This is a genomic window from Methylobacterium sp. 22177 (assembly GCF_052045615.1).
GTDB lineage: Bacteria > Pseudomonadota > Alphaproteobacteria > Rhizobiales > Beijerinckiaceae > Methylobacterium > Methylobacterium radiotolerans.
This window is the reverse complement of the sequence record NZ_JBQEPK010000099.1, coordinates 1-4,706: the sequence shown is the minus strand read 5'-3', so window position 1 is coordinate 4,706 and position 4,706 is coordinate 1. Positions and strand designations below refer to the sequence as shown.

General features: G+C 68.1%; 3 protein-coding genes. All 3 read right to left on the bottom strand.

Annotation, left to right across the window (positions count from 1 at the left end; genetic code table 11):
• Positions 1 to 1,661 (bottom strand): dihydroxy-acid dehydratase (ilvD, locus tag ACTJK8_RS32070; protein ID WP_440763182.1); only part of this gene is annotated, 1,661 nt, incomplete at its 3' end.
• A gap of 158 nt (positions 1,662 to 1,819) precedes the next feature.
• Positions 1,820 to 3,118 (bottom strand): phosphopyruvate hydratase, encoded by a 1,299-nt coding sequence (eno, locus tag ACTJK8_RS32065; protein ID WP_210033477.1) that lies wholly within the window; start codon positions 3,116 to 3,118, stop codon positions 1,820 to 1,822.
• Between the two features lie 109 nt (positions 3,119 to 3,227).
• The coding region (locus ACTJK8_RS32060; RefSeq protein WP_440763181.1) for a PQQ-dependent dehydrogenase, methanol/ethanol family at positions 3,228 to 4,706 on the bottom strand (1,479 nt) is incomplete at its 5' end.

Genomic DNA, 4,706 nt, shown 5'->3' with positions numbered 1-4,706 from the left:
CGGTTCGGGATGTCGATGGCGATCCGGTCGCCGTCGCGCACGAGGCCGATCAGGCCGCCCTCGGCCGCCTCGGGGGAGACGTGCCCGATGGACAGGCCCGACGACCCGCCGGAGAACCGCCCGTCGGTGACGAGGGCGCACGCCTTACCCAGCCCCTTCGATTTGAGGTAGCTCGTCGGGTAGAGCATCTCCTGCATGCCGGGGCCCCCCCGCGGTCCCTCGTAGCGGATCAGCACGACCTCGCCGGCCGTGACCTTGCCGTTGAGGATGCCGTCGACGGCCGCGTCCTGGCTCTCGAACACGCGGGCGGTGCCCGTGAAGGTCAGGATCGCGGCGTCGACGCCCGCGGTCTTCACGATGCAGCCCTGCTCGGCCAGGTTCCCGTAGAGCACGGCGAGGCCGCCATCCTGCGAGTAGGCGTGGGCCGCGTCGCGGATCACGCCGCCCTCCCTATCGAGGTCGAGTTCGTCGAAGCGGGATTCCTGGCTGAACGCGACCTGGGTCGGCACGCCGCCGGGGGCCGCGCGATAGAAGTCCTGGACCGAGGTGGACGGTTCGCCGCGCACGTCCCAGCGGGCGAGCGCCGCGCTGAGCGTCCCGGCCGAGACGTTGCCGACGCCGGTGTCGATCAGGCCGGCCCGGTCGAGCTCGCCAAGGATGCCCATGATGCCGCCGGCCCGGTGGACGTCCTCCATGTGGACGTTGGCCACTGCCGGAGCGACCTTGCACAGCACCGGCACCCGCCGGGACAGCCGGTCGATGTCGGCCATGGTGAAGGGCACCTCGCCCTCGTGGGCGGCTGCCAGCAGGTGCAGCACTGTATTGGTTGAGCCGCCCATGGCGATGTCGAGCGTCATGGCGTTCTCGAAGGCTTTGAAGCTCGCGACCGCGCGGGGCAGCACGCTGGCGTCGTCCTGCTCGTAGTGGCGGCGGGCGAGATCCACGATCAGGTGGCCGGCCTCGACGAACAGCCGCTTGCGGTCGGCGTGCGTGGCGAGCACCGAGCCGTTGCCCGGCAGCGCCAGCCCCAGCGCCTCGGTGAGGCAGTTCATCGAGTTTGCCGTGAACATGCCCGAGCACGAGCCGCAGGTCGGGCAGGCTGAGCGCTCGATGACGGCGACGTCCTCGTCGGAGATGCGGTCGTCGGCGGCCGCGATCATCGCGTCGACGAGATCGACCTTTTTGGCGATGCCCGGCAGCTGGACCTTGCCGGCCTCCATCGGGCCACCTGACACGAAGACGGTCGGGATGTTGAGGCGGAGCGTTGCCATCAGCATGCCGGGGGTGATCTTGTCGCAATTCGAGATGCACACCATCGCGTCGGCGCAGTGGGCGTTGACCATGTACTCGACGGAATCGGCGATCAGCTCGCGGGACGGGAGCGAGTACAGCATCCCGTCGTGGCCCATGGCGATGCCGTCATCCACGGCGATCGTGTTAAACTCCTTGGCGACGCCGCCGGCCGCCTCGATCTCACGCGCGACGAGCTGGCCGAGGTCCTTCAGGTGGACGTGGCCCGGCACGAACTGCGTGAAGGAATTCACCACCGCGATGATCGGCTTGCCGAAATCGGCATCCTTCATGCCGGTGGCGCGCCACAGGCCGCGGGCACCGGCCATGTTGCGGCCGTGGGTGGTGGTGCGGGAGCGATAGGCGGGCATGGGCGTCTCGTTGGTGTCATGCGCGTTCTGCCGGATAGGCGTCGGCGAACAAGCGGGTTCGGCTCGGTGCTGTCATGCACCTTGGCTGTTGGCGGCCCGTCCACGCTCCCGCCGGCATCGGTGACGGGAACCGAGCGGGCGCCGACCTTGGCTCGGCGCTACCGAGTGCGTCCGTAGCGCGCGAACGGGTTCTCGAAGCGCGCGCGGGCGCCGAGTTCGGCCTCGATGGCCAGCAGGCGGTTGTACTTGGCTAGCCGCTCGCCCCGGCAGGGCGCACCCGCCTTGATCTGCCCGCTGCCCATGGCGACCGCGAAGTCGGCGATGAACGTGTCCGTGGTCTCCCCGGAGCGATGGGAAACCATCGTCGCCCACCCCGCCTTCCGGCACAGGGTGATGGCCTCGACCGTCTCGGACACGGTGCCGATCTGGTTGAGCTTGATCAGCGCGGCGGTACAGGCCCTTTCGTCGATGGCCTTCGCGATGAAGCGAGGATTGGTCACCAGCAGGTCGTCGCCGACGACCTGTATCCGCTCGCCCTGCGCGGCCGTCTGGGCCACGAACCCGGCCCAGTCCTCCTCCCCGAACCCGTCCTCAATGGAGACGATGGGCCAGCGCTCGACCCAACGGCCGTAGAGCTCCAGGAGCTGCGCGCTGTTCAGGAGGCCGGTCCGCGAACGGGCGAGATCGTAACCGTCCGCCGCCGCGAACGAAGAGGCCGCGGGGTCCAGGGCGATGGCGACGTCGGCGCCCGGCGTGTAGCCGGCCCTCTCCGTTGCCTCCACGATCAACGCCAAGGCCGCCTCGTTGTCGGGCAGGTTGGGTGCGAAGCCGCCCTCGTCCCCTACGGCCGTGGCTAGCCCCCGTTCGTGAAGAATCTCCCGGATAGCCGCGTAGGTCTCGGCCGCGACGTGCATCGCCTCGGCCAGGCTCGACGCGCCGACGGGCACGAGCATGAATTCCTGGACGTCGAGCGAGCTGTCGGCGTGCTGGCCTCCGTTGAGGACGTTGAGGCACGGCATTGGGAGAAGGATGGCGGCCTCGCCGCCGAGATGGGCGTAGAGGGGATGGCCCGTCGCGCGCGCGGCCGCACGCGCCGCCGCCATTGAGACACCAAGCATCGCGTTCGCGCCAAGCCTGGACTTATTCGGCGATCCGTCGAGCTCGACGAGCGTCCGGTCGACGCCTTGCTGGTCGGATGCGTCCCATCCCCGGAGCGCCTCGGCGATCTCGCCTCGAACGGCCTCAGCGGCCCTCAGCACGCCCTTGCCCCCGTAACGTGCCGGGTCATTGTCGCGCCTCTCGACCGCCTCGTTTACGCCGGTCGAGGCGCCCGAGGGGACGCCGGCCTTGGCACTGACGCCGCCCTCCAGCGTGACGCGGACCTCCAGGGTCGGGCGGCCGCGGGAGTCCAGGATTTCCAGGGCTTCGAGGGCGCGGATCTTCGTGTCCGTACGCATCGGGTATTCCATCGGTTGATGAAGGTTCTTGGCGGTGGCCAAGCATGGAGAAGGGTGCCGGCGCGGAACCCGCACCGGCACCCTCATGTCGTCAGCGACTTGCCGCTGCTTAGTTCGGCAGGGCGAAGTCGGTCAGCGTGCCACCGAGGTTGGTGTACTGCGACAGGGCCGCGTAGCCACCCACCGCGCCGAGGCCGGCGTTCGGGTCGGTCAGGCCGGCCGCAAGGCCGATGCCCGCCCAGCCGCCGACGCCCGAGAGGACGGCGATGTGCTGCTTGCCCTTGATCGAGTAGGTCATCACGTTGCCGATGATGCCCGACGGGGTCTTGAACTTCCAGAGTTCCTTGCCCGTCTTGTCGTCGACAGCCTTGATGTAGCCTTCCAGGGTTCCGTAGAACACTACGTCGCCGGCGGTGGCGAGCGCGCCCGACCACACCGAGAACTGCTCCGGGTCGGACCAGACGATCTTACCCTTCACGCCGTCCCAGGCGATGAAGTTGCCCATGCCGCCGTGCGAGTTCGGGGCCGGGTACATCGACAGAGTCGCACCGACGTAGGGCTGGCCCGGGGTGTAGGTCACCCGGAACGGCTCGTAGTCCATGCAGACGTGGTTGGTGGGGACGTAGAACAGGTTGGTCTTCGGGGAGAAGGCCGCGGGCTGCTCGTCCTTCGACCCGAGGGCCGCCGGGCAGATGCCCTTGGAGTTCACGTCCTCGCCGTTCTGCTCGGTCGAGTATTTCGCCTGGACGAGCGGGCGGCCATAGTTCTTGGAGCCCTTGTCCATGTCGACCTTGGACGCCCAATTGACGGCCGGGTCGAACTTTTCGGCCACCAGCAGCTCGCCCGTGTCGCGGTTCAGCGTGTAGCCGAAGCCGTTACGGTCGAAGTGGGTCAGGAGCGGGGTCTCCTTGCCGTCGACCTTTTGATCCGTGAGGATCATCTCGTTGATGCCGTCGTAGTCCCACTCATCGTGCGGGGTCATCTGGTAGACCCACTTGGCCATGCCGGTGTCCGGGTTACGCGCCCAAATGGTCATCGACCACTTGTTGTCGCCCGGACGCTGCTTCGGGTTCCAGGTCGAGGGGTTGCCCGAGCCGTAGTACACGAGGTTCAGCTTGGGGTCGTAGGAGTACCAGCCCCAGGTGCAGCCGCCGCCGGTCTTCCACTGATCGCCTTCCCAGGTCTTCAGCGAGGAGTCCTTGCCGATGGGCTTTCCGAGCGAGGTGGTCTTCTCCGGGTCGACCAGGAGCTGGTCGTCCGGGCCTTCCGAGTAGCCGCGCCACACGCGCTTGCCGGTCTTCAGGTCGTAGGCGGTGATGGAGCACTGCACGCCGAACTCGCCGCCGGAGATGCCGACGAGGACCTTGTCCTTCACGGGGAGGACGGTGGCGGTGTTGGTCGCGCCCTTGCCCGGGTCGCCGTTCTTCACCGACCAGTTCACCTTGCCGGTCTTGGCGTCTAGCGACACGACGGTGGTGTCGGCCTGGTGCAGGATGAGGGCGCCGTCGGCGTAGGCAAGGCCGCGGTTGACCGTGTCACAGCACATGACCGGGATCACGGACGGATCCTGCTTCGGCTCGTACTTCCA

Coding starts and splice junctions, on each gene's coding strand:
- eno (WP_210033477.1), bottom strand. CDS start 3,118: ATGCGTACGGACACGAAGATCCGCGCCCTCGAAGCCCTGGAAATCCTG.